The organism is Mycobacterium sp. (assembly GCF_032162605.1).
Classification (GTDB): domain Bacteria; phylum Actinomycetota; class Actinomycetes; order Mycobacteriales; family Mycobacteriaceae; genus Mycobacterium.
On the sequence record NZ_JAVROT010000623.1, the window covers coordinates 1 to 2,617 of the forward strand.

Genomic DNA, 2,617 nt, shown 5'->3' on the forward strand with positions numbered 1-2,617 from the left:
TGCATGATGCGCAGCAGCGGGCCGAATCCGAAATCGACTGAGGCCCGCCACAGATCGTCTTTGCTGCCGAAGCGCTGATAGATCAGATTGTGGCTGACGCCGAGGTCCCGGTTGAGAGTCCGCAGCGAAACGCCGTCGTATCCGTACGTCGCGAACGCAACCAGGGCCGCTTCAAGGATGTCCTCCAGCGGCGTCGAGTCCGCCGACTTCGGGCGACCGCGACGCCCCTTCGATGTCCGGGTAGAAACCATGTGACAAATTATGCCAGACGCCACGTCAACAATTATATTGACACCTATCAACTTAAGCCATATCGTGGACTCAGAACGGCTCGGCAGCGACAGGAGACCTCCCCATGACAAAGACGCTTGATGCTCCGGTCTTGATCGCTGGTGCCGGTCCGACGGGACTCGTCCTCGCTAGCGTGTTGTCCCAGTATGGCATCAGTTGTGTACTCGCCGAACGTAATACGCACACGACCCGGTTCCCGAAGATGGACATCACGAATGGGGCCAGCATGGAGCTGCTCCGTCGGTTGGGCGTCGACGACGAGTTGCGCCGCTTGGGGGTGGCGCCGCAGCATTCGTTCGACGTGATCTTCGCTCCCGGGATCGACGGCCCGGAGATCACCCGCTGGTCCTTGCCTTCGGTCGACGAGCAGGCGGCAACACTGCGCGGCGTGACCGACGGGGCGCGTCCGGGCCAGCCGTGGCAACGCTGCTCGCAGGCGATCTTCGAAGCGGTGATGATGGAGCGCTGCAAGCGCGACCCGCTGATCGACGTCCGGCAGGGCTGGTGCCTGGAGGGATCGGCGGAAGTCGGCGACGCAGTGGACGCGACCATCGTCGACGACGGTGGTGAGTCAGTGCAGATCCGTGCCGGCTACCTCGTCGGATGTGACGGCGCGTCGAGTCGGGTCCGCAACCAGCTCGGGATACCGATGGAGGGCGCGAAGGACGTCACGACGTTTGCCTTGGTGCACTTCCGGTCCACGGATCTGGCCAATCGGTGTGCGCTCGGTCAGTTCTGGCACCTCTACACCACCGGCGGGGCAGTCCTCATCGCGCAGGACGAGGTGGACACCTGGACACTGCACCAGGATTTGGGGCCCGATGTCGACGATCCCGATCCGATCGGGGATCCCATCGAATTCGTCGCCCGCGCATTGGGCCACCCGATCAAGGTTGATGAGGTGTTGGCCTCGAGTGTGTGGCGGCCCAACGCGCTGCTCGCCGATCGATATGGCCGGGGCCGCATCCTGCTCGCCGGAGACTCGGCGCACACGATGGTCCCGACCGGGGGCTACGGAATGAACACGGGTGTGGGTGACGCGTTCAACCTCGGCTGGAAGCTCGCCGGCACATTGCACGGCTGGGGCGGGCCGGACCTGCTGGCCAGCTATGAGGCCGAGCGACGCCCGGTCGGAGAGCGCAACCGCAACGCCTCGGTCGAAAATGCGGTGGTCCTCTTCCAGTATCGCGACATGGTCGATCCGGAACTCCTCGACCACGACGGTGACGACGGGCACGCGCACCGTGCGGCGGTCACCGAGTTCCTCACCACCAACGACGCCGAAAACCTCAGCCTGGGAATCGAACTCGACCTGAGGTATGACGATTCTCCGATCGTGTGCGCCACCGATGACGAAGCACCCCCGTGGGATCGGCGCACCTTCGTGCCCACCGTGCGGCCAGGGCACCGCGCACCGAACGTGGTTGTCGCCGACGGCGAGACCTTGTTCGACCGATTCGGCCGCGGCTACACCCTCGTCGACGCCGTCCCTGGCCCCAGCGACGCCAAGCGACTCCTGGACGAAGCCGAACTGGCAGGCGTGCCGGTGCGTCATCTGATCCTCGACGACCCACGGTTGTGCCAGCTGTATCGCCACAAACTGGTCCTCGTCCGCCCGGACCTGCATATCGCCTGGAGCGGAACCGCCGTCGCCGACCCCGCCGACATCATCGCCAGTGCGCGTGGCGCGCGATGACAAGCACACCCTCAAGGCCCTTACTCCACAGGAGACGCCCATGAAGAATCACCACTCGATCGCAGTCGACGGGCACGCCGACCTCCACAGCGAGCACGGAACCAACCGAGGCGAACACAGCGGACGCTCCATCAATCCGACGATCAAGGTCACCGACCTGGCCTGGCTCGAATTCGAGAAGCCGGATCTCGACCGTGCCGAAACCTTCGCGCGCGCCTTCGGTTTCGCCGTCGCCGCCCGCGAACCCAGGACCGTGTATCTGCGGGGTTCACTGCCGGGCACGCCCGCAGTGGTCATCCGCAAGGGCGCCCGGTCCCGGTTCATTGGCCCGACGTTCAAGGCGGCCGACGCGTCCGACCTGCACACGCTAGCGTCGGTGGACAATCGGCGCGTCGAGCCGCTCGACGGACCTGGCGAGGGCTACATCGTGCGACTGTGCGACCCGAGCGGAATCGCCGTCGGGGTCTACCACGGGCGACACGATCTGCCGGGCATGCCCGAACAGCGGGTGCACACATTCAATTTCGGCAGTGATCATCTGCGGATCAACGCCACTCAGCGTCCGCCCAGTGAACCCGCGCAGGTGCAGCGCCTCGGGCACCTGGTGATGCAAACACCGCACTTCCTGCG

Annotated in this window: 3 protein-coding genes; 2 read left to right on the forward strand and 1 reads right to left on the reverse strand. The window is 65.2% G+C overall.

The features are described from left to right. Nucleotides 1-251, reverse strand: a 251-nt coding sequence (locus tag QOI01_RS35655; RefSeq protein WP_526388889.1) for a TetR/AcrR family transcriptional regulator, incomplete at its 3' end; no start/stop codon positions are given. A 104-nt stretch (nucleotides 252-355) separates the two neighbouring features. Here QOI01_RS35655 and QOI01_RS35660 point away from each other — a divergent pair. Beyond that, nucleotides 356-1,987 (forward strand): FAD-dependent oxidoreductase, encoded by a 1,632-nt coding sequence (locus QOI01_RS35660; protein WP_526388891.1) that lies wholly within the window; start codon nucleotides 356-358, stop codon nucleotides 1,985-1,987. Between the two features lie 40 nt (nucleotides 1,988-2,027). Next, nucleotides 2,028-2,617, forward strand: a 590-nt coding sequence (locus QOI01_RS35665; protein WP_526388893.1) for a VOC family protein, incomplete at its 3' end; no start/stop codon positions are given.